Source organism: Streptomyces sp. NPDC085481 (assembly GCF_044541845.1).
Taxonomy (GTDB): domain Bacteria; phylum Actinomycetota; class Actinomycetes; order Streptomycetales; family Streptomycetaceae; genus Streptomyces.
In genome coordinates this window covers 1,240,879-1,263,148 of sequence record NZ_JBITTJ010000001.1, presented here as the reverse complement: position 1 = coordinate 1,263,148, position 22,270 = coordinate 1,240,879, and the positions used below count along the sequence as shown (strand labels likewise).

Sequence of the window (22,270 nt, the reverse complement as noted above, 5' to 3'; positions counted from 1 at the left end):
AGGCTCATGACGGCCAGGGGGGCAACAGCGATAGGCTTTTGCCGTGATCAGCGCGATACGCCGAGGGGGCAGTGCAGCCCCCGGCCTCCGCCCGGCGCGCCACAGGCGCCGGGCCGACGGTGCGTTCGCCGATTCTCTCCGTCCGGGCGCGACAGGCGCGACACCCGTCGTGGCCGAGAACGGCCCGGACATCTCTCATCGCGGCATAACGTCTCTTTCGACCGGTACCACCGCGTCGTGGCGTTGTGTCCTTTCTTCCACCGACGTCACGCAATGGCGCGCGACAGGAGTCAGAGGACATGCAGACCAAGCTGGACGAAGCCAAGGCCGAGCTGCTCGAACGGGCCGCCCGGGTAGCTGAGAACAGCCCGGTCGGGGGGCGACTTCCGACGGGGCCGGAGAACGGGGAGCGTCCGGACCGGGACACCCTGCTCGACTACCTCCAGCGCTACTACCTGCACACGGCGCCCGAGGACCTGACGGGCCGCGATCCCGTCGACGTCTTCGGTGCCGCGCTCTCGCACTACCGCCTCGCGGAGAACCGCCCGCAGGGCACCGCGAACGTCCGCGTCCACACGCCCACGGTGGAGGAGAACGGCTGGACCTGCAGCCACTCCGTCGTCGAGGTCGTCACCGACGACATGCCCTTCCTCGTGGACTCCGTCACCAACGAGCTGTCCCGCCAGGGCCGCGGCATCCACGTCGTCATCCACCCGCAGGTCCTCGTCCGCCGGGACCTGACCGGCAGGCTCATCGAGGTCGTCACCCACGAGCCCAAGGGCGACCTGCCGCACGACGCCCTCGTCGAGTCCTGGATCCACGTCGAGATCGACCGCGAGACCGACAAGGCCGACCTCAAGCAGATCACCGCCGACCTGCTGCGCGTCCTGTCCGACGTCCGCGAGACCGTCGAGGACTGGGAGAAGATGCGCGAGGCCGCGCTGCGCATCGCCGACGGACTGCCCGGCGAACCCACCCCCGCCGACCTGCGGCCCACCGAGGTCGAGGAGGCCCGCGAGCTGCTGCGCTGGCTCGCCGACGACGCCTTCACCTTCCTCGGCTACCGCGAGTACGAGCTGGTCAACGGTGACGCCGCGCTGTCCGCGATCCCCGGCACCGGCCTCGGCATCCTGCGCTCCGACCCGCACCACAGCGGTGACGACCAGCACGCCCACCCCGTCTCGCCGTCCTTCAGCCGGCTGCCCGCCGATGCCCGCGCGAAGGCGCGTGAGCACAAGCTGCTCATTCTGACGAAGGCCAACAGCCGGTCCACCGTGCACCGGCCGTCCTACCTCGACTACGTCGGGGTGAAGAAGTTCGACGCCGACGGGAACGTCGTCGGTGAGCGGCGGTTCCTCGGGCTGTTCTCCTCGGCCGCGTACACCGAGTCCGTGCGCCGTGTGCCCGTCATCAAGCGCAAGGTCCAGGAGGTCCTGGAGGGCGCCGGCTTCTCGCCGAGCAGCCACGACGGCCGCGACCTGCTCCAGATCCTGGAGACCTACCCGCGCGACGAGCTCTTCCAGACCCCGGTCGACGAGCTCCAGTCCATCGTCACCAGCGTCCTGTACCTGCAGGAGCGGCGGCGGCTGCGGCTCTACCTGCGCCAGGACGAGTACGGCCGCTACTACTCGGCCCTCGTCTACCTGCCGCGGGACCGCTACACCACCCGCGTCCGGCTGCGGATCATCGACATCCTGAAGGAGGAGCTGCAGGGCACCAGCGTCGACTTCACGGCCTGGAACACCGAGTCGATCCTCTCCCGCCTGCACTTCGTCATCCGCGTCGAGCCCGGCACCGAGCTGGCCAAGCTCACCGAGGCCGACATCGACCGCATCGAGACCCGGCTGGCCGACGCCGCCCGCTCCTGGGCCGACGGCTTCGGCGAGGCGCTCAACGCCGAGCTGGGCGAGGAGCGCGCCGCCGAGCTGCTGCGCCGCTACGGCAACGCCTTCCCGGAGGGCTACAAGGCCGACCACTCGCCGCGCGCCGCCGTCGCCGACCTGGTCCACCTGGAGGCCCTGGCCGGCAGCGACAAGGACTTCTCGCTCTCCCTGTACGAGCCGGTCGCCACCGCCCCCGGCGAGCGCCGTTTCAAGATCTACAAGACGGGCGACCAGATCTCGCTCTCCGCCGTCCTGCCGGTCCTCAACCGGCTCGGCGTCGAGGTCACCGACGAGCGCCCGTACGAGCTGCGCTGCTCCGACCGCACCCACGCCTGGATCTACGACTTCGGCCTGCGGATGCCCGCGGCCACCGGCAACGGCGGCGACTACCTCGCCGACGACGCCCGCGAGCGCTTCCAGGAGGCCTTCGCCGCTACCTGGACGGGCGAGGCCGAGAACGACAACTTCAACTCGCTCGTCCTGTCCGCCGGGCTCACCTGGCGCGAGGCGATGGTGCTCCGGGCGTACGCGAAGTACCTGCGCCAGGCCGGTTCTACCTTCAGCCAGGACTACATGGAGGACACCCTCCGCAACAACGTCCACACCACCCGGCTGCTCGTCTCCCTCTTCGAGGCCCGGATGGCGCCGGAGCGCCAGCGCGCCGGCACCGAGCTGATCGACGGTCTCCTGGAGGAGCTGGACGGCGCCCTTGACCAGGTCGCCTCCCTCGACGAGGACCGGATCCTGCGGTCGTTCCTCACCGTCATCAAGGCGACCCTGCGGACCAATTTCTTCCAGAAGTCGGCCGACGGCAACGCGCACTCCTACGTGTCGATGAAGTTCGACCCGCAGGCCATCCCCGACCTGCCCGCGCCCCGCCCGGCCTTCGAGATCTGGGTGTACTCGCCGCGCGTCGAGGGCGTCCACCTGCGCTTCGGCAAGGTCGCCCGAGGCGGTCTGCGCTGGTCCGACCGGCGCGAGGACTTCCGTACCGAGATCCTCGGCCTGGTCAAGGCGCAGATGGTGAAGAACACCGTCATCGTGCCGGTCGGCGCCAAGGGCGGCTTCGTCGCCAAGCAGCTCCCGGACCCGTCCGTGGACCGCGACGCCTGGCTGGCCGAGGGCATCGCCTCGTACCGGACCTTCATCTCGGCGCTGCTCGACATCACCGACAACCTCGTCGGCGGCGAGGTCGTGCCCCCGGTCGACGTGGTCCGCCACGACGAGGACGACACCTACCTGGTCGTCGCCGCCGACAAGGGCACCGCGACCTTCTCCGACATCGCCAACGGTGTCGCGGAGTCGTACGGCTTCTGGCTCGGCGACGCCTTCGCCTCCGGCGGCTCGGCCGGCTACGACCACAAGGGCATGGGCATCACCGCCCGCGGCGCCTGGGAGTCGGTCAAGCGGCACTTCCGCGAGCTGGGCCACGACACGCAGGCCCAGGACTTCACCGTCGTCGGCGTCGGCGACATGTCCGGCGACGTCTTCGGCAACGGCATGCTGCTGAGCGAGCACATCCGGCTCGTCGCCGCGTTCGACCACCGGCACATCTTCATCGACCCCAACCCGGACGCGGCCACCTCGTACGCCGAGCGCCGCCGGCTCTTCGAGCTGCCCCGTTCGTCCTGGGCCGACTACGACACCTCGCTGCTCTCCGCGGGCGGCGGCATCCACCCGCGTACCGCCAAGTCGATCCCGGTCAACGCGCACATCCGGGCCGCCCTCGGCATCGAGGACGGGGTCACCAAGATGACCCCGGCCGAGCTGATGAAGGCCGTCCTGCATGCGCCCGTCGACCTGCTGTGGAACGGCGGCATCGGCACGTACGTGAAGTCCTCGGTCGAGTCCAACGCCGATGTCGGCGACAAGGCCAACGACGCCATCCGCGTCGACGGCCAGGACGTCCGCGCCAAGGTCATCGGCGAGGGCGGCAACCTCGGCGCGACGCAGCTCGGCCGCATCGAGTTCGCCCGCACCGGTGGACCCGCGGGTCTGGGCGGCAAGGTCAACACCGACGCCATCGACAACAGCGCCGGCGTCGACACCTCGGACCACGAGGTCAACATCAAGATCCTGCTCAACGGTCTGGTCGCCGACGGCGACATGACCGTCAAGCAGCGCAACAAGATCCTCGCCGAGATGACGGACGAGGTCGGCGCGCTGGTGCTGCGCAACAACTACGCGCAGAACACGGCCCTCGCCAACGCCGTCGCCCAGTCGCCGTCCCTGCTCCACGCCCACCAGCGCTTCATGCGCCGGCTGGGCCGCGACGGGGCGCTCGACCGGTCGCTCGAGTTCCTGCCCAACGACCGGCAGGTCCGCGAACTGCTGAGCGGCGGCCGTGGCCTGAGCCAGCCGGAGCTGGCCGTCCTCCTCGCGTACACCAAGATCACGGTGGCCGACGAGCTGATCGGTACGGAGCTGCCGGACGACCCGTACCTGCGCGGGCTGCTGCACGCGTACTTCCCGACGCTGCTGCGCGAGTCCTTCACCGACGCGGTGGACCACCACCCGCTGCGCCGGGAGATCATCACCACGGTCCTCGTCAACGACACCGTCAACACCGGCGGCTCGACCTTCCTGCACCGGCTGCGCGAGGAGTCCGGCGCCTCGATCGAGGAGATCGTCCGCGCGCAGACCGCGGCCCGTGCGATCTTCCGGCTGGGCGAGGTCTGGGACGCCGTCGAGGCGCTCGACAACAAGGTTCCGGCCGAATTCCAGACCCGGATGCGCCTGCACTCGCGCCGCCTGGTCGAGCGCGCCACCCGCTGGCTGCTCAACAACCGGCCGCAGCCGCTCCAGATCGGCGAGACCATCGAGTTCTTCTCGGACCGGGTCGCGCAGGTCTGGGAGAAGCTGCCGCAGCTGCTGCGCGGCGCGGACCTGGAGTGGTACCAGTCCATCCTGGACGAGCTGACCGCGGTCGGCGTTCCGGAGGAGCTGGCGCTGCGCGTGGCCGGGTTCTCCTCCGCGTTCCCGACGCTCGACATCGTCGCGACCGCGGACCGCACGGCCAAGGACGCGCTGGCCGTCGCCGAGGTGTACTACGACCTGGCCGACCGGCTGCGCATCACCGACCTGATGGACCGGATCATCGAGCTGCCGCGCAGCGACCGCTGGCAGTCGATGGCCCGGGCCTCCATCCGCGAGGACCTGTTCGCCGCGCACGCCGCGCTCACGGCGGACGTCCTGGCGGCCGGGAACGGCACCTCCACGCCGGAGGAGCGGTTCAAGGCATGGGAGGAGAACAACGCGGCGATCCTGGGCCGGGCGCGCTCGACCCTGGAGGAGATCCAGGGCTCGGACGCCTTCGACCTGGCGAACCTGTCGGTGGCGATGCGGACGATGCGGACGCTGCTTCGTACGCACAGCTAGTCACTGTCGGCGGCGGCGGAGTCGTCACGGGTCGAGGGGCGCCCTCGCCGGTTCACCGAGAACCGGTGGGGGCGCCCCCTTTTTGTCTCAGGTGGTCGGGCCTTCCGCCGTGACCGAGGCCGTCCACAGGCGCCTCGCCGCCAGGGCCGCCGCCGCGAGCAGCACGCCGTTGCGCAGGGTCATGACGGTGAGGCCCGCCGGGGTGCCGGCGAGGACGTCGTCGTAGAGGACCGGGTAGGCCAGCGCGCTCAGGGCGGCGGCCGGGAGGAGCAGCAGGGCGACCGGGCGCATGACCGTGCGGCGTGAGGTCAGACAGACGGCTCCCAGGCCGAGCAGCCAGATCAGGTACTGGGGGCTGATCACCCGGCTGGTGACGGTGAACAGCAGCACGGCGGCGAACGCGGCGTCGAGCGGCGTTGCCTCGGTCCAGCGGCGGGCCTGGAGCCGCCACAGGAGCAGCCAGATGAAGGCGGCGACGGTGAGCAGCAGGGCGAGGTGGCCGATGGTGGAGACGTACGGGCCGACGTACTCGAAGGCGCCGTAGCGGAACTGGACGGTGCCCGGCCAGGCGCCGGTCGCCTTCGCCAGGGCGAGGGCGGTGCCGCCGAGGGACTCGATCTGGACGCCCCGGTGGCCCTGCTGGCGCAGGAAGCCGAGGGACCCGGAGAAGAACAGCGCCAGGGTGGCGAGCAGGACCGCGGCGGTGACGGCGGCGGCGGTCCAGGCCTCGCGGGTGGTACGGCCCCGGGGGGTGCCGATCAGGGTGAGAGCGGGCCAGACCTTGACCATGGCGCCGAGTCCGGCGAGCGCTCCGCCGAGCCGGTGGGCGGCGCTGGAGCGGGACTTCAGGGCGAGCAGGGCGAGTACGGCGAGGGCGGTGGTCTGCACGTCGTAGCGGGCGAGCGGGGTGTGCAGGAGCAGGGGGAGTCCGGCGGCCCAGTACCAGGCGCCGTGGGTGAGGCGGTCGCTGTCGGCGTGGGCGAGGGCCGCGGTGACGGCGGCGTCGGCGATCAGGGTGAGCAGGACGAAGCCCTGAAAGTAGGTGAGCCAGGGGACGAGGCCGGGCGACATGATGACCAGGCCCGCGCCCGGCGGGTACTGCCAAGCGACGTCGCCGGGCGGGAAGGTGCCCTGGGCGAACTGGCCGTACCACTGCCGGTAGAGGACGTAGACCTCGCTGGCGACGCCCCGGATGCCGAGGTTGTCGCGCCACAGCAGGAGCAGCATCCCGGCGCGGGTGAGCAGCCAGAGCACGGCCAGGGCGAGCCGGGGGCCGCCGCCGACGGTCACGAAGGTGGCGGAGGTGAAGGTCTCCGACTCGAAGGGGGAGCGGGTGAGGGACGGTGGCGCGGGGGTGGTCGCACGGGTGGGGTCGTGCGGCGCGGGGGCGGCCGCCGGGGTGGGTTCGTGCGGGGGCGGGTCGGTGGTCATCCCTCCGCACTCTAGTCCGCTATGCCCCCTTTCTTCCGTGTCTTGGCGGCCGACCCGGTGAACTCTTCGTACGCCGCCACGACCTCCTGGGCCGGCCCGTCCATCCGCAGCGTGCCCGCCTCGAGCCACAGCGCGCGGTCGCAGGTCTCGGTGATGGTGGAGTTCGAGTGGCTGACCAGGAAGACCGTGCCCGCCTCGGCGCGCAGCTCGTCGATCCGCTGCCGGCTGCGGCGGCGGAAGGGCGCGTCGCCGGTCGCGAGCGCCTCGTCGATCAGCAGGACGTCGTGGCTGCGGGCCGCGGCGATGGAGAAGCGCAGCCGGGCGCCCATGCCGGAGGAGTAGGTCCGCATCGGGCGGGAGATCGCGTCCTCGTCCTTGTCGTTGATCCCGGAGAACGCGACGATGTCGCCGTAGCGCGCGCCGATCTCCTTGCGGCTCATGCCCATCGCGAGGCCGCCGAGGATGACGTTCCGTTCTCCTGTCAGATCGCCCATCAGGGCCGCGTTGACGCCGAGCAGGGCGGGCCTGCCGCGGGTGTAGACCCGGCCCTCGCTGGTGGGGAGCAGGCCGGCGACGGCCTTGAGGAGGGTCGACTTCCCCGATCCGTTCGAGCCGATCAGGCCGATCGCCTCGCCCCGGTACGCGGCGAAGCTGACGCCCCGGACCGCGTGGACGCTGCGGGCGCCGCCGCGCTCGGTGTACGTGACGTGGACGCCGTCGGCGACGACGGTGGGTTCACGCTCCTGGTGCTCAGCCACGGCCGTACGTCTCCTCGGCCTTCCAGAAGTAGACGAAGCCGCCCGCGAAGGTCAGCGCCGCCCAGCCGGCCGCCACCGCCCAGACGTGCGGCGGGAGCTGGGCGCCGGTGAAGCTCTCGACCAGCGCGAAGCGCATGAGGTCGATGTAGACCGCCGCCGGATTGCACTGCAGGGCGAGCACCACCGCGTCCGGGAAGCGCCCGCCGCCCGCGAGGTGCTGGATCGACCACATGACCCCGGACGCGTACATCCAGGTGCGCAGCACGAAGGGCATCAGCTGCGCGATGTCCGGCGTACGGGACGCGAGCCGGGCCAGCGCCATCGCGAGGCCGGTGCTGAACAGGGCCTGGAGCAGCAGTGCGGGGACGGCCAGGAGCCAGCTCGGGCGCGGGAACTCGCCGAAGCAGAGCAGGATCACCACCAGCGCGCCCAGCGAGAAGGCGAGCTGCTGGAGCTGCTGGAGGGCGAGCGCGATGGGCAGGCTGGCGCGCGGGAAGTGCAGGGCGCGGACCAGGCCCAGGTTGCCGCTGATGGCCCGGGTGCCGGTCATGACCGTCTGCGAGGTGAAGGTCCACACGAACACGCCCGTGATCAGGAACGGGACGTAGTCGGGGATGCCGTGCTTGACGTCCATGAGCACGCCGAAGATCGCGTAGTAGACCGCCGCGTTGAGCAGCGGGGTCATCACCTGCCAGACCTGGCCGAGCCGGGCCTGGCTGTACTGCGCGGTCAGCTTGGCCGTCGCGAAGGCGGTGATGAAGTCCCGCCGGGACCACAGCTGCCGTACGTACGCGGGGAGCGGGGGGCGGGCGCCGCTCACGGTCAGGCCGTGGCGCCGGGCGAGGGCCCGCAGCTCCTCGGAGGAGGGCGGGGCGGGCGGGGTGAGTGTGTGCGGGGTGGGGGTGTGGGGGGTGGCGAGGGTCTGCGTGGTCACGGGCATCGCTTTCGATGGAACGGGTCCGTATCGTCGCTACGGGGAGAGTAGGACGCCCGCACGTCGAAACGCAACCGTGTCGTCGTCACGTAACCGGTGGTTAAGATCCTGTGCATGACGACACCTTCGGGAACCCCTCGCCGCACCCCCGCGGGCGCCGCCGTGCTCCGGGAGGACGTCACGGAGGCCATCCGCACCGCCGTCCTCGAGGAACTGGCCGCGGTCGGGTTCGCCCGGATGTCCATCGAGGGCATCGCCCGCCGCGCCGGGGTCGGCAAGACCGCCGTCTACCGGCGCTGGAAGTCCAAGCTCTCCCTCGTCCTCGACCTGGTCGGGGCCTTCGCCGTCCAGGGGCTGCCCGCGCCGGCCACCGGCTCGCTCCACGGCGACGTACGCGCTCTCCTTGAGGTCGCCGCACACGCCCTGCGGCACCCGGTGGCCTCGCAGGTCATCCCGGATCTGCTGGTCGAGTCGGTACGGAACCCCGAGATCGCGGACACCCTGAAGGCCGCCCTGCTCGACCCGCAGCAGGGCGTCGTGGCCCAGGTCGTCCGCTCCGCCGCCGAGCGCGGCGAGCTGCCCGCGGGCGCCGACGCCGACCGCGCCCTCGACCTCGTGATCGGGCCGCTCTACTGGCGGCTCGTGGTCGTGCGCACCGAGCCGCCCAAGGGCTACCTGGACGACCTCGCGCGGTCGGCGGTGGCCGCGCTCACCGCGTGACGCCCCGGCCGCACGGACTACTTCACCGCGCCCGCCATCACCCCGGACACGAACTGCCGCTGGAAGGCGAAGAAGACCAGCAGCGGGATCACCATCGACACGAAGGCGCCGGGCGCCAGCACGTCCACGTTGTTGCCGAACTGCCGCACCTGCTGCTGAAGCGCGACCGTGATCGGCGGCGACTGGGCGTCCGCGAAGATCAGCGCCACCAGCATGTCGTTCCACACCCACAGGAACTGGAAGATGCCGAGCGAGGCGACCGCGGGGCCGCCCAGCGGCAGGACCACCCGGGTGAACAGCCGGATCTCGCCCGCCCCGTCGAGGCGGGCCGCCTCGAGCAGCTCGCGCGGGATCTCCGCGAAGAAGTTCCGCAGCAGGAAGATCGCGAACGGCAGCCCGAAGGCCGTGTGGAACAGCACCACGCCGAGCGTCGTCTCGAAGATCCCGACCGTGCCGAACAGCTTCGACACCGGCACGAGCGCCACCTGCACCGGGACCACGAGCAGCCCCACGACCACCAGGAACCACCAGTCCCGGCCGGGGAAGTCCAGCCACGCGAAGGCGTAGCCGGCGAGCGCGCCGATCACGATGACGAGCAGGGTCGCGGGGACGGTGATCAGGACGGTGGAGACGAGCGAGTCGGTGATGGCGTCGTCGGCGAGCAGGTTCCGGTAGTTCTCGGTGGTCAGCTGGGCCGGGGTGGTGAAGACCTGCCACCAGCCGCCCGAGGCGATGTCGGACGGGGAGCGCAGCGAGGAGAAGAGCAGTCCCACCGTCGGCATCAGCCAGAACAGCGCGATGAGGACGAGGAAGACGCGTAGGGCGCCGCCGGCGGTGCGGGCGGCGATCCGGGACGCCGTGGACGCGGGCCTGGAAGGGCTCCGGGAGGACGGGGTGCGGGACGAGCTCCGGGAGGACGGGGTCCTGGAGGCGAGGGACGTCACCTGCGGGTCTCCCTTCGCATGCGGCGGATGTTGACCGCCATCACCGGCAGGACGAACAGCAGGAGCAGCACGGCGATGGCCGAGCCGATCCCGAGATCGGCGTCCGTGCCGAACGACGAGCGGTACAGCTGGAGGGCGAGCACGTTCGCGTCGTCCTGCGCCGAGCCCGGCGCGATGATGAACACCAGGTCGAAGACCTTCAGGACGTTGATCATCAGGGTGACGAGGACGACGCCGAGGACGGGGGCGAGGAGCGGGACGGTGATCCGCCGGAACACCTGCCACTCGTTCGCCCCGTCGACCCGCGCGGCTTCGAGGAGTTCGCGCGGCAGTCCCGCGAGCCCCGCCGCGATGAGCACCATCGCGAAGCCGGCCCACATCCACACGTAGCTGCCGATGATGGCCGGGGTGACGAGCGAGGGGCCGAGCCACTGCACGCCGTTGTACTGCTCGCGGAAGTTGCTCGCGGGCAGGCGCAGTACGGCTCCGTCGGCGGCGGCCGGCAGGGTGAAGGTGCCGTCGGCGGCCGCCGTGGCGCGCGCGACCACCGTGCCGTCCTTCACCGCCTCGATCCGCAGCCCCTTCAGGCCGAGTTCCTTCGGGTCGACCGTGTTCGGCCGCCCGCCGCCGCCCCGGGTGAAGTCCAGCCAGGCGACGCCGGTGACGGCGTCGTTCGTGGTCGGCGGAGCCGGGCTGGCGGGGCGGGCGTCCTTCGGCATCTGCGCCGGGGCGACGCCGATCAGCGGCAGCCGGGCGATCTCCCCCGTACGGACCGGGGACCTGGTCTCGTACGCCCCGCCGCCCGCCTCCTTCAGCGGGTGCACGGGCAGCGGCCGGGCGCGCGGGAAGCCGGACGCCTCGGCGAAGGTGTCGTGGACGCCGACCCAGACCGCGTTGGCGACCCCGCGGTCCGGGTCCTGTTCGTACACGAGCCGGAAGATGATGCCCGCGGCGAGCATGGAGATCGCCATCGGCATGAAGACGACCAGCTTGAACGCCGTTCCCCAGCGCACCCGTTCGGTCAGCACCGCGAAGACCAGGCCGAGGGCCGTCGCCACGGCGGGGGCGACGACCACCCAGACCACGTTGTTGCGGACGGCGGTGCGGATCGACTCGTCCGTGAAGAGGGTGACGTAGTTGTCCAGGCCCGCGAAGGAGTCGCCGGCCTTGTCGAAGAACGAGCGCTGGACGGAGTAGCCGATGGGGTAGACGACCAGCGCGCCGAGCAGGAGGAGGGCGGGGAGGAGGAAGGCCGCGGCGGTGACGGTCCCACGGCCCTTGCTCCGCGTGCGGGTGCGGGTGGTGCTGCGCGTGGCGGTCACCGGTCAGCCCTTGTACGCCTTGGCGGCCTCGGCCTCCAGCCTCGCCTGGGTCCCCGCCACGTCCTTCGGGTTCTTCAGGAAGTCCTGGAGCGCCTTCCACTCGCCCTTGCCCGGCGTCCCGCCGAACGACTGCGGCATCTGGTCCGACATGTCGAAGCGGAAGCCGTCGCCCGCCCCGATCAGCGCAGTGGCGATCTTGCGCTGGACGTCGTTCGGGTACACGGCGGTGTCCAGGGACTTGTTCGGGGAGAGGAAGCCGCCCTCGGCCGCCCAGATCCCGGCCGCGTCGGGCGAGGCGAGGAAGGTCAGCAGGGCCTGCGCGCCCTTGGTGTCCTTCAGGGCCACGGCCGCGTCGCCGCCGGTCACCACCGGGGCGGCGCCGGAGCCGACGGCCGGGAAGGGGAACACCTTTGCGTCCGTGCCGACCTTGGCGCCGGTCTCCGCGATGTTGACCGCCGAGAAGTCGCCCTCGAAGACCATCGCCGCCTTCGCCCGGTCGCCGCCCGTGAAGGTCTGTGTGACGGAGACGGGGAACTCGGTCTGCAGCGCGCCGTTCGTCCCGCCCGCGAGGAGGGCCGGCTTGCCGAACAGCTCGGCCAGCGTGTTCAGGGCCTGGGTGACGGACGGGTCCGTCCACTTGATGGTGTGCTTGGCCAGCTGGTCGTACTTCTCCGGCCCGGCCTGGGAGAGGTAGACGTTCTCGAACCAGTCCGTGAGGGTCCAGCCGTCCGCGCCGCCGACGGAGACCGGGGTGACGCCGGAGGCCGAGATCGTCTCGGCGGTGGCGAGGAAGTCCTTCCAGGTCTTCGGCTCGCTCGCGCCCGCGTTGTCGAAGGCGGCGGTGTTGTACCAGACGAGGGACTTGTTGGCGGCCTTGAAGTAGACGCCGTACGGGGTGCCGTCGACGGCGCCGAGGTCCTGCCAGCCCTTCGAGAAGTTCTTGGTCAGCTGGGCCTTGGCCTCCGGGCCGAGCGGCTTGATCCACTTCTGGGCGGCGGCCTGCTGGATCGCGCCGACCTGGGGGAGCATCGCCACGTCGGGCGGGGAGCCGCCGGCGATCTTCGTACCGAGGAAGTTCACGATCGGGTCCTGGGCGGGCACGAAGGTGACGGTCGCGCCCGTGCGCTTCTCGAACTCCTTCAGGACCTTGGTGAAGTTCTCCTGCTCGGGGCCGGTCCAGACGGCGGCGACCTCGATCTTCTCGCCCTTCAGGGAGGGGAGCGTGAGCCCCGTCCCGCCCGTGCCGGCACTCGCCGTGGGGCCGCTTCCCTTGCCGCCGTCCCCGCTGCCGCAGCCGGCGGCCGTGAGGACGGCGACGGCCGTCACGGCGACGAGTTGAAGAGTTCTGGTGGTACGCATTCGAGCCCCGCCTCTCCCGCGTTTCCTGGTCCCGTGGGCTCAGGTCTACGCCGGGGCCGCGGGGCCCGCAATACCGCCTTCCGTGTCAAGTGGAGGATCGTGATCGGCTCGTGACGTGCTGTCAGGCGTGCGTGGGCGAGGTCAGCGGGGGTACCGGAGCGGCGTCGACGGAACGGGCGGCGCGGTCGAGCGCACTGGCCAACAGGGCCAGGTCCGTCGGGCCGTTGCCCAGCTCACGGACCGGGCGACGGGTGGGCGGGTCGCCCATCCGCTCCCACTCCAGCGGGACGACCGTGGGGCGCAGGGTCGCCGTGCGCGGGATGCGCCCGGTGACCCGGCCGGCCTGGAACGGGGTCACCCGGCCGTCCGGGTGACCGAGCCGCCCGCGGCCAGGCTGCGGCGCGTCAGGGCCGGGCGCGGCGGGCGGCGCGTCCAGCACGATCCGCAGCCGTGCTCCGTGCGCCAGCTCCGTGTCCGCGGTCCGGTCCGGCCGCGCCGAGGTGGCGACCAGATGGACCCCGAGCCGCGCCCCGTTCCGCGCGACCGCCTCCAGCGCCCGTACGACGGACCCGGCCGCGGGCCGCCCGGGCGCGCCGAGCGCGGGTGCGACCAGCGCGTCGAAGTCGTCCACGAGCACGACGAGGCGGGGGAGCGAGCCGGCGCTCTCGGGGCCGGGGGCGCGCCCGCCGGGCGTGGCGCCGTGGGGCGGGTTGCGGTCGCCGGTACCGGGGTGGGGGAGGCGGTCGCCGGGGGTGTCGCCGAGCAGGTCGGTGTCGGGGGGCGGGGTGCGGTCGGCGGACCCGGAGCGGGGCAGCCGCCCGCTGGGCGTGCTGCCCAGGTCCCCGGCTCCTGCGGGGTACGCCCGCCCGTCGGCGTGCTCGCGCAAGTCGTGGGCGCCGGTGCGCAGGGTGCGGCTGCCGGGGCGGTCGCCGAAGTCGGTGGCCGCGGGGCGCGGCAGGCGGCCGCTGGGCGTGTCACCGACGCCACCGCCGGCGGCCGTGCGCAGGGTGCGGCCGCCGGCGCGGCCGTCCGGTTCGGCGGCGCCGGGGTGGGAGCCGTGCGCCGGGGACCGGTCGGCGGCCGTGTGCAGGGTGCGGCCGCTGGTGCGGTCGGTCGGGTCGCCGGCGCCCGGGCGGTCACCGGCGCCCGGGCGGGGCACGCGGCCACTGGGGCGGTCCGCGAGGTCCGCGCCCGCCTCCCCGCGGGCGTCCGGGACGCGGGTGGTGGCGCGGGGGCCCGGGGGCATCGACTCGGCGGGGCTCGCCGCGCGCTGGGCGATGAGGCGGCCGGAGCGGCGGTCGGCGAAGTGGGTGTCGCCCAACAGCTCGGCGCGGCGCTTCAGTTCGGCGCCCAGGGCCTGCGCGAACTCGCGCATGCGGACCGGGTCCGAGGCGACCAGGTGTTCGGTGACGTGCGGCAGCTCCGTACAGGCCGCGAGGCCCTCGCCGCGCTCGCCGCCCGCGCCGTCGACCAGCAGGAGGCCGAGGCGGTCGGGACGGCCGCCCGCGGCGAGGGAGGCGGCGATGGAGCGCAGCAGCTCGGTGCGGCCGCTGCCCACCGGGCCCTCGATCAGCAGGTGCGGGCCCTCCGCCGTCAGGTCCACGGCGACCGGCCCGCGCGGCCCCGCGCCCAGGACCGCCGTGCCGTCCGCGGCCGAGGCCCAGCGGGCCATCAGGGACGCGGGGGTGGCCCGGGCCAGGCCCAGCTCGTCAAGGAGGCGTGACGAGGGCGGCAGTGCGGCCGCCCGGCCGTACCCGGCGCCCGCGGCCGTCTCCGTGCGCAGCGGGGCCAGCGCCCTGCCGAACCGCTCGGCCCAGGCGGCCGACACCGCGTCCACCACGCCGACCGTGCCGTGCCCCGCGGCCCGGCCGCCGGCCGTCCGCAGCAGCCGCAGGGCCGTCGCCACGTCACCGCTGAGCAGCGCGGCCGCCCCGCACTCGCGGAAGGCGAGGGAGGCCGCACACGCCGTCTCGTAGGTCGCGGCGACCGGCGAGGACGGCGAGGCGGCCGGCGCCTCGGCCAGGCACAGCAGATGGATGCCCGCAGCGGCGCCCGCCCCGGCGAGCCGCGCCGCGGTCTCGCGCAGGGCGGCGGAGCCCGGGTCGCCGTCCACGATGACGACCGTCGCCGGTCCCTCGTGGCGCGCGGCGGCCTCGGCGACCGCCGCCCGGTCGGCGCTGGGCCAGCCGGGCCCGAGCGGCCCGTCGTCCAGGCGCCGGGTCAGCTCCGTCATCCGCGCGTGGGCCTGGTCGCGGTCGTACGCGAGGAGCAGCCGGCAGTCCTGGCCGTGGCCGGGCCGGACGTGCGGGAGCCAGCCGAGCCAGCCCCAGGTCCGGCGCCGCTCCTCCAGGGGGCGGTTCCGGTCGGCGCTGATCAGCACGATCTCCAGATCGGCGGGGGAGTGCAGGGCCGCGAGCTGGGCGACGACCGAACGGGCCAGGCCCGTGAGCCGCGGGCCCGGTCCGGCGAGCCCGAGGGCGCCGGCCTCGCGCAGGCCGACCGTGACCGGCACCCCGGACAGCTCGGCCCGGTCCGTCGTGCCGAGCCGGACGACCAGGGCCTCGGGGTGGTCGAGGCCCCGCTCCCAGAGGCGCGGCCCGGGGCCGAGGGCCGTGAGGAGTACGGCGGCGGGGTCGGGCCAGCTGTCGGGCGAGGGGCCGGTGGCGTCCCCGGCGCCGCCTCCGGGGCGGGCCCCGGCGAAGGCGGGGACGGGCGCCACGCCGTACTCGGCGTCCTGCGCCCCGTCCTTGCCGCCCGCCAGCCGCCGCGCCCAGGCCCCGAGCCCGCGCCGGCGTGCCTGTCGGGTCCTGCTGTGGGCATGGAGCTCGGCCTCGCGCTCGTCGGGGAGCTCCGCCGCGCGGGCGTGACCCTCCCCGTCGCCGCGGCCAGGAGCTCCGCCGCGGGTGGCGTCGGCGCTGTCACGGCCCCGAGCCCCGCCGTGGGTGGCGTCAGCCGCGCCGCGGCCACCGGATCCGCTGCCAGGGGTGTCCGCGGTGCCGCGCCTACCCGGCCCGCCGTCGGTGGCGTGTGTGTCCCGGAGCCCGCGAGCTCCGCCGCCGGAGCCGTCCGCGTCGCTGCGGCCACCGGTTCCGCCGTGGGCGGCGTCGCCGTCGTCGCGTCCGAGGGTCCCGCCGCGCGAGGCGTGCGTGTCGCCGCGTCCGCCCGGCCGGCCTGGGTCGGCGTACGCGCCGTCGCGTCCGCCCGCCCGGCCGCCGTCGGCGTCCGCGCCCTCGTGCCCCGGGGCCCCCGTCCCCCGGCCGCCGCCCTGGGCGCCGTCCCCGGCACCCCGCGCCCCGCCGTACGTCACCTCCCCGGCACCCCGCCGGCCGCCGCCGTACGGCGCTGCCTCATAGGGCGCCGCCCCCTGACCCGTACCGCCGTGGTCCACGCGCAGGTGGCCCTCGCCGTCCGGGGTCGTGGGGAGGTGCCCTGCCACGCCGTCCCGGCCGCCGGTGAGGCGCAGGGCGGACTCGCCGACGCGCAGCACCGCGCCGGGCGGGAAGCGGACGGGCTGGGGGCCGACGGCGACGCCGTCGAGGGTCGTGCCGTTCGTGGAGCCCGGGTCGGTGACCGTGACGCGGCCGTCCGGGCCGACCGTCACCGTGCAGTGGGACCGCGAGACGTCCGGGTCGTCCAGCGGCACGTCGGCGTCCACGGAACGGCCGATTCTGATCGCTCCGCCGTGCAGGAGATGGACGCCGCCGGCGTCCGGACCCGCCACCACGTGCAGCCGGGCCGCGGCTCCCTCGTCGATCGCGTCGTCCGCGCCGGGCACCTGGAGGGAGAGCACGGCCCCGTCGACCAGCGGCGGCTCGCCGAGCAGGCAGCGCCGGGTGTCGAGGCGCTCGCCGCCCGCGTAGAGGACGGTGGTGCCGGAGGAGGAGGTGTCGGGGCCGGAGACGGCAGCGGCGAGGGAGGAGGCCACGGCGGCCAGCTCCGTCCCCGCGGGGGCGGTGACGAGCACGTCGCAGGCGCGCCCGACGCCGTGGCCGGCGTGCGGCGCGAGGACGGTCAGCCGGATCTGCATCGCCGTCAGCGGTCCCTTCTGCGCGGCGCGCCCGGCAGGGGAACCACCCGCTGTCTCCCCCCACCCGACACGGACGCGTCGTCCGGTACAGGTCGGCACGGCGCGGGGGCTCCCGACCCCCGACACGACGTGCTGTACGCATCCTCGCACCTGCCACCGACAGCCCGCCCCCGGGTCGCCCTCAAGTGATCTTGTTCGGTCGCCTGTCGACGTGAAAACGCCTGGTTACGTACGTCTCGCGTCGCTTCCGGCAACCTCCGCCCCGCTCCGGGCGTCTCCTTTCCGGACACGTCCGGTGACCGTATTCCGCCGGAGCCCTGCCGGAATCCGCCATCCCGGGGACGGTCGGTGACCCGATCGGCGGCACTAAAGTGGGTCGGACACCCGGACGGGTCACAGAACACACAGGAACCCCGGGGACCCTCCACCGACCACCCCAGGACCACGATCAGCAGGGAGCGCGTGACGTGCGGCCTATCGGCAGCAAGTACCTGCTCGAGGAGCCGCTCGGCCGCGGCGCCACGGGCACCGTCTGGCGAGCCCGCCAGCGGGAGACGGCCGGCGCCGACGCGGCCGTGCAGGGCCGGCCCGGCGAGACCGTCGCGATCAAGGTCCTCAAGGAGGAGCTGGCCAACGACGCGGACATCGTGATGCGCTTCCTGCGCGAGCGGTCCGTGCTGCTGCGGCTCACCCACCCCAACATCGTGCGCACCCGCGACCTGGTCGTGGAGGGCGATGTCCTCGCCCTGGTCATGGACCTCGTCGAGGGCCCCGACCTGCACCGCTACATCCGCGAGAGCGGCCCGCTCACCCCGGTCGCCGCCGCCCTGCTCACCGCGCAGATCGCCGACGCCCTCGCCGCGAGCCACGCCGACGGCGTCGTCCACCGCGACCTCAAGCCGGCCAACGTGCTGCTCGCCGAGCGGGACGGCGCCATGTTCCCGATGCTCACCGACTTCGGCATCGCGCGGCTCGCCGACTCGCCGGGCCTGACCCGCACCCACGAGTTCGTCGGCACCCCCGCGTACGTCGCCCCCGAGTCCGCCGAGGGCCGGCCGCAGACCTCCGCCGTCGACATCTACGGCGCCGGCATCCTGCTGTACGAGCTGGTCACCGGCCGGCCCCCGTTCGCCGGCGGCACCGCCCTCGAGGTGCTGCACCGGCACCTGAGCGAGGAACCGCGCCGCCCCTCGACCGTGCCCGGGCCGCTGTGGACGGTGATAGAGCGCTGCCTCAGCAAGAACCCGGACCACCGGCCCAGCGCCGAGAACCTGGCCCGTGGCCTGCGTACGGTCGCCGCCGGCATCGGCGTGCACGCCACCCCCGCCCAGATCGAGGCAGCGGACGGCGTGGGCGCGCTCCTCGCCCCCGACCCGGCCCCGGCGCCGGTCCCGGGGGCCCCGGGGGCGGCGGACCCCACGCAGGTCCTGCCCAGCGGCGCCGGTCAGTACGACCCCGCCGCGCCGACCAGCGTGATGCAGACCAGCGGCCCGGCCGGCGGTCCCGCCGGTGCGGCCGACCCGACGGCGGTGCTGCCCGCGACGGGCGCCGCCGACCCGACGGCGGTCATGCCGCCCGTACCGCCGCAGCCGCCGCAGTCCGGGCAGCAGAGCGACGAGCCGCACCCGTGGCAGAGCCAGCTGCGCGCGGCCCGCGACCGCAACGAGCAGACACAGGTGCAGTACCTGGACCCGAGCCAGGACCCGCTGCGCCGCCGCCCGCAGCGCCAGCCGCAACAGCCCCACCAGCAGCAGCCGCAGCAGTACCAGCAGCCGCAGCGGCCCCCGCAGCCGCAGCAGTACCAGCAGCCCCAGCGGCCGCCGCAGCCCCAGCCATACCAGCAGCAGCCCCAGCCGTACGCCCCACAGCGGCAGCAGTACGCGCCCCAGCCGCAGCAGCAGCAGTACGCGCCCCCGCAGCCGCCGCCCCAGGGCCCGGCCCCGGCCCCCGCCCAGCGCGAGCCGCGCGAGCCGCGCCGGCGCAGCTCCAACCCGATGCGGATCCCGGGCCTCGGCTGCCTCAAGGGCTGCCTGTTCACGATCGTGCTGTTCGTGGTCGCGGGCTGGCTGATCTGGGAGCTCACCCCGCTCCAGGACTGGGTCGCCCAGGGCAAGGGCTACTGGCAGGCGATCGGCGACGGCATCTCGTCCTTCACCGACTGGGTCTCCTCGCTCGCCGACAGCGGGAGCGGTACCGGAGGCACGGGCACGGGACCGTAAGGGCTCCCGGGGCCCCCGAGAGGGGTCACACTGTCGCTTTGTCGACTTCCGAGGGGTGATTTCCCCTCGGAAGTGCCGGTGGGCGCCCTCGGACGCGTAACTTTGACGCGAACCGCAGCCGCTGAGGGAGCAGTCTTGGCACGGAATATCGGCAGCCGCTACACGGCCCACCAGATCCTCGGGCGGGGCAGCGCCGGCACGGTGTGGCTCGGCGAGGGCCCCGAGGGCCCCGTCGCCATCAAGCTGCTGCGCGAGGACCTCGCCTCCGACCAGGAGCTCGTCGGCCGCTTCGTCCAGGAGCGCACCGCCCTGCTCGGGCTCGACCACCCGCACATCGTGTCCGTCCGCGACCTCGTCGTCGACGGCAACGACCTCGCGCTCGTCATGGACCTCGTCCGCGGCACCGACCTGCGCACCCGCCTCGACCGCGAGCGCCGGCTCGCCCCCGAGGCGGCCGTCGCGATCATCGCCGACGTGGCCGACGGCCTCGCCGTCGCCCACAAGGCCGGCGTCGTGCACCGGGACGTCAAGCCCGAGAACATCCTGCTCGACATGGAGGGCCCGCTCGGCCCCGGCGGCGCCCACCCCGCCCTCCTCACCGACTTCGGCGTCGCCAAGCTGATCGACACCCCCGGCCGCACCAAGGCCACCAGGATCATCGGCACCCCCGACTACCTCGCCCCCGAGATCGTCGAGGGCCTCCCGCCGCGCGCCGCCGTCGACATCTACGCCCTCGCGACCGTCCTGTACGAGCTGCTCGCCGGCTTCACTCCCTTCGGCGGCGGCCACCCCGGCGCCGTACTGCGCCGCCATGTCACCGAGACGGTCGTCCCGCTGCCCGGCATCCCCGAGGAGCTGTGGCAGCTGATCGTGCAGTGCCTGGCCAAGGCCCCGGCCTCCCGGCTGCGCGCCTCGGAGCTCGCGACCCGGCTGAGGGACGTGCTGCCGCTGCTCAAGGGCATCCCGCCGCTCGACGTGGACGAGCCGGACGCGGACCCGGCGGCGGAGCCCGCGTACGAGGAGGACCCCTTCCCGACCGGCACGGGCGAGCCCGCCCCGCGCCGGGCTGCCGTCCCCCTCGTCCCCGGCGCCTCGACCGACTCCAACCGGGACACCCACACCTCCATGCGGGTCCCCGGCCCCGACGAGCTCTCCGGCGGCCCGCTCGGCACCGCCCGGGCCCCGCGCCCGGCGGGCGCCCGGCGGCCCGGCTCGGCCCGGCACAAGGCGGACGCGGTCCGCAAGCGCCGGATCACGCTCACCGTCGCGGCGGTCGTGATCGCGGGCGCGCTGGGCGCGGGCGGCTATCTGGTGGCGTCGGGCGACACGGACACCCCGCCGCAGGATTCGAAGCAGTCCTCGCAGCCGTAAGGGCGTACCGGGCCGGGCGGGGGTATCCCCCGGGGCACTTGCGGGCGGCGGCGGCCGTCCCGGCCGTCCTCCAGCCCGCCCGGCGCCGGGCCGCCGCAGGTCCCGGGCGGCCGTAGGTCCGGGTCCTTGCCGCGAGCCGTTACGCTGGACGCGTGGCAGTCGTCGATGTATCCGAAGAGCTGAAGTCCCTCTCCTCGACCATGGGGTCGATCGAGGCCGTTCTGGACCTCGAGAAGATGAGGGCAGACATCGCCGTGCTCGAAGAGCAGGCCGCGGTCCCGTCCCTGTGGGACGACCCGGAGGCGGCGCAGAAGATCACGAGCAAGCTTTCGCACCTCCAGGCCGAGGTCCGCAAGACCGAGGCCCTGCGCGGCCGCATCGACGACCTCGGAGTCCTCTTCGAGCTCGCCGAGGAGATGGACGACCCGGACACCCGGGCCGAGGCGGAGTCCGAGCTGGTCGCTGTCCGCAAGGCGCTGGACGAGATGGAGGTCCGCACCCTGCTCTCCGGCGAGTACGCCGAGCGCGAGGCGCTGGTCAACATCCGCGCCGAGGCCGGCGGCGTCGACGCCTCCGACTTCGCCGAGCGCCTCCAGCGCATGTACCTGCGCTGGGCCGAGCGGCACGGCTACCCGACCGAGGTGTACGAGACCTCGTACGCGGAGGAGGCCGGCATCAAGTCGACCACCTTCGTCGTGAAGGCCCCGTACGCGTACGGCACGCTCTCCGTCGAGCAGGGCACCCACCGCCTCGTGCGCATCTCGCCCTTCGACAACCAGGGCCGCCGCCAGACCTCCTTCGCGGGCGTCGAGGTGCTCCCGGTCGTCGAGACGAGCGACCACGTCGACATCGACGAGTCCGAGCTGCGCATCGACGTGTACCGCGCGTCCGGCCCCGGCGGCCAGGGCGTCAACACCACCGACTCGGCCGTGCGCATCACGCACCTCCCGACCGGCATCGTGGTCTCCTGCCAGAACGAGCGCTCGCAGATCCAGAACAAGGCCAGCGCCATGAACGTCCTCCAGGCGAAGCTCCTCGAGCGCCGCCGCCAGGAGGAGCAGGCCAGGATGGACGCCCTGAAGGACGGCGGCAGCTCCTGGGGCAACCAGATGCGCTCCTACGTCCTGCACCCGTACCAGATGGTCAAGGACCTCCGTACGGAGTTCGAGGTCGGCAACCCGCAGTCCGTCCTGGACGGCGAGATCGACGGCTTCCTGGAGGCCGGAATCCGCTGGCGCAAGCAGCAGGAGCAGACGCAGTAACCCGCCTCTCCTGTGGCGTACTCGCGCCGGGCCCCGCTCACTTGTGGTGAGCGGGGCCCGGCGCTTTGCGGGTCCTTTCCGGCTGCTTCCGGGCCGAAACGGCCCGGTTCGGAATTCGCGAGCGCAAGCGGAAGTTGTGGTTGTCTGACGCTTTGTCGACATGGGAACTGCCCTGGCGGGAGCGGAAGTTCCGCGTTTACGTCACAGTTGCATCCCCGCATGACGGTCAACTGGTGATCTTTCGGGCATCGCACGCGCAACGACCTTGACGGGTCATCGGAAACTCGCAAGGGTGGCTCGCGGCATGCGTTGTCATGGGGCGCGTGTGAACGGGGGCAGGTTCAGCGAGCTTGACCGCGCCCACTGTCCGAGCCCCGAGCGCAGCTCTACAGACGATTTTGAGCTACTGGGGGTAGCAGCCAGATGACGAAGAAGACGCGGGTCCGCATCGCGCGGATAGCTGCCGGTGCCGTGATCGCGGCCGGCGCGTCGCTCACTGCCGCGGGTGCCGCCTCGGCCGTGGGTGTCAACATCACGCTCGGCGCCGAGGTCGGTGGCGACGAGCCGCCCACCTGCGAGATCGACCCGACGCTGTGCCAGACGGGCGGCAACGAGAACGGCGGTACCGAGAACGGTGGTACCGAGAACGGTGGTACCGAGAC

Annotated in this window: 12 protein-coding genes and 1 pseudogene; 6 read left to right on the top strand and 7 right to left on the bottom strand. The window is 73.4% G+C overall.

The window, feature by feature from the left end; translation table 11 throughout:
- The first annotated feature begins 299 nt into the window (after positions 1 to 299).
- Positions 300 to 5,261, top strand: a complete 4,962-nt coding sequence (locus ACIGEZ_RS05755; RefSeq protein WP_399826076.1) for an NAD-glutamate dehydrogenase — start codon at positions 300 to 302, stop codon at positions 5,259 to 5,261.
- Between the two features lie 87 nt (positions 5,262 to 5,348).
- Here ACIGEZ_RS05755 and ACIGEZ_RS05750 read toward each other — a convergent pair whose 3' ends face one another.
- From ACIGEZ_RS05750 to ACIGEZ_RS05740, 3 genes are read right to left on the bottom strand one after another with little or no spacing between them, the layout of a single operon-like run.
- Complete coding sequence (locus tag ACIGEZ_RS05750) at positions 5,349 to 6,692, bottom strand: glycosyltransferase 87 family protein (RefSeq protein WP_399826073.1); 1,344 nt, start codon at positions 6,690 to 6,692, stop codon at positions 5,349 to 5,351.
- An 11-nt stretch (positions 6,693 to 6,703) separates the two neighbouring features.
- On the bottom strand, positions 6,704 to 7,450 hold the full coding sequence (locus ACIGEZ_RS05745; protein ID WP_399826070.1) for an ABC transporter ATP-binding protein: 747 nt from the start codon (positions 7,448 to 7,450) through the stop codon (positions 6,704 to 6,706).
- On the bottom strand, positions 7,443 to 8,390 hold the full coding sequence (locus ACIGEZ_RS05740) for an ABC transporter permease (RefSeq protein WP_399826067.1): 948 nt from the start codon (positions 8,388 to 8,390) through the stop codon (positions 7,443 to 7,445). The genes ACIGEZ_RS05745 and ACIGEZ_RS05740 overlap by 8 nt, the downstream gene beginning before the upstream one ends.
- A gap of 108 nt (positions 8,391 to 8,498) precedes the next feature.
- Between ACIGEZ_RS05740 and ACIGEZ_RS05735 the strand changes: the two genes are divergently transcribed.
- Positions 8,499 to 9,104, top strand: coding sequence for a TetR/AcrR family transcriptional regulator (locus tag ACIGEZ_RS05735; protein WP_399826064.1), 606 nt, complete (start codon positions 8,499 to 8,501; stop codon positions 9,102 to 9,104).
- Between the two features lie 17 nt (positions 9,105 to 9,121).
- Here ACIGEZ_RS05735 and ACIGEZ_RS05730 read toward each other — a convergent pair whose 3' ends face one another.
- The 4 genes from ACIGEZ_RS05730 to ACIGEZ_RS05715 form a co-directional block, all read right to left on the bottom strand.
- Positions 9,122 to 9,952 carry a carbohydrate ABC transporter permease gene (locus tag ACIGEZ_RS05730; RefSeq protein ID WP_399826244.1) on the bottom strand — a complete coding sequence of 277 codons (831 nt, stop codon included), beginning with the start codon at positions 9,950 to 9,952 and terminating at the stop codon, positions 9,122 to 9,124.
- A 92-nt stretch (positions 9,953 to 10,044) separates the two neighbouring features.
- Positions 10,045 to 11,370 carry a carbohydrate ABC transporter permease gene (locus tag ACIGEZ_RS05725; protein ID WP_399826062.1) on the bottom strand — a complete coding sequence of 442 codons (1,326 nt, stop codon included), beginning with the start codon at positions 11,368 to 11,370 and terminating at the stop codon, positions 10,045 to 10,047.
- 3 nt (positions 11,371 to 11,373) lie between these two features.
- Complete coding sequence (locus ACIGEZ_RS05720) at positions 11,374 to 12,729, bottom strand: ABC transporter substrate-binding protein (protein WP_399826060.1); 1,356 nt, start codon at positions 12,727 to 12,729, stop codon at positions 11,374 to 11,376.
- A gap of 121 nt (positions 12,730 to 12,850) precedes the next feature.
- A complete protein-coding gene (locus tag ACIGEZ_RS05715; protein WP_399826058.1) occupies positions 12,851 to 16,756 on the bottom strand; it encodes an FtsK/SpoIIIE domain-containing protein in 3,906 nt (1,301 codons plus the stop codon).
- A 467-nt stretch (positions 16,757 to 17,223) separates the two neighbouring features.
- On the opposite strand from ACIGEZ_RS05715, the gene ACIGEZ_RS05710 reads away from it, so the two are divergent.
- From ACIGEZ_RS05710 to ACIGEZ_RS05695, 4 genes and pseudogenes are all read left to right on the top strand, one after another.
- The gene (locus ACIGEZ_RS05710) at positions 17,224 to 18,975 is read left to right on the top strand and encodes a serine/threonine-protein kinase (RefSeq protein WP_399826055.1); all 1,752 of its coding nucleotides are present in this window, start codon (positions 17,224 to 17,226) and stop codon (positions 18,973 to 18,975) included.
- A 135-nt stretch (positions 18,976 to 19,110) separates the two neighbouring features.
- A complete protein-coding gene (locus ACIGEZ_RS05705) occupies positions 19,111 to 20,346 on the top strand; it encodes a serine/threonine-protein kinase (RefSeq protein WP_399826053.1) in 1,236 nt (411 codons plus the stop codon).
- 152 nt (positions 20,347 to 20,498) lie between these two features.
- A complete protein-coding gene (prfB, locus tag ACIGEZ_RS05700) occupies positions 20,499 to 21,608 on the top strand; it encodes a peptide chain release factor 2 (RefSeq protein ID WP_399826051.1) in 1,110 nt (369 codons plus the stop codon).
- A 423-nt stretch (positions 21,609 to 22,031) separates the two neighbouring features.
- Positions 22,032 to 22,270, top strand: a pseudogene (locus tag ACIGEZ_RS05695) (hypothetical protein); the annotation flags it as partial.

Bases quoted from the DNA above. Each gene is read 5' to 3' on its own strand.
- ACIGEZ_RS05720 (WP_399826060.1), bottom strand. From the start codon at position 12,729: ATGCGTACCACCAGAACTCTTCAACTCGTCGCCGTGACGGCCGTCGCC.
- ACIGEZ_RS05715 (WP_399826058.1), bottom strand. From the start codon at position 16,756: ATGCAGATCCGGCTGACCGTCCTCGCGCCGCACGCCGGCCACGGCGTC.
- ACIGEZ_RS05755 (WP_399826076.1), top strand. From the start codon at position 300: ATGCAGACCAAGCTGGACGAAGCCAAGGCCGAGCTGCTCGAACGGGCC.
- ACIGEZ_RS05735 (WP_399826064.1), top strand. From the start codon at position 8,499: ATGACGACACCTTCGGGAACCCCTCGCCGCACCCCCGCGGGCGCCGCC.
- ACIGEZ_RS05740 (WP_399826067.1), bottom strand. From the start codon at position 8,390: ATGCCCGTGACCACGCAGACCCTCGCCACCCCCCACACCCCCACCCCG.
- ACIGEZ_RS05750 (WP_399826073.1), bottom strand. From the start codon at position 6,692: ATGACCACCGACCCGCCCCCGCACGAACCCACCCCGGCGGCCGCCCCC.